This window comes from Ciceribacter ferrooxidans, from assembly GCF_004137355.1.
Taxonomy (GTDB): Bacteria; Pseudomonadota; Alphaproteobacteria; order Rhizobiales; family Rhizobiaceae; genus Allorhizobium; species Allorhizobium ferrooxidans.
On sequence record NZ_SDVB01000108.1, the window covers coordinates 1 to 260 of the forward strand.

1 pseudogene is annotated in these 260 nt (G+C 53.1%); it reads right to left on the bottom strand.

The annotated features are described in order from the left end of the window. Positions 1–260: pseudogene (locus EUU22_RS03995) on the bottom strand (excinuclease ABC subunit UvrC); the annotation flags it as partial.

The window sequence follows — 260 nt, forward strand, 5'->3', positions numbered from 1 at the left end:
GAATCGTCGCAGCAACAGATTTTTCCTGTTCTGGCTCACACCGGGGCAATCGTCGAGGATGCTTTCTTCGACGCGTTTTTTCATCAGCAATTGGTGATACGCATTGGCAAAGCGATGCGCCTCATCGCGAATGCGCTGAAGTAAGCGCAGCGCAGGAGAATCCATTGGAAGTTGCAAAGGCAACGAGCGGCCCGGGCGATAAATCTCCTCGTGTTCCTTTGCCAGGCCGATGATGGGAAGATCGTGTAAGCCTAATCGCT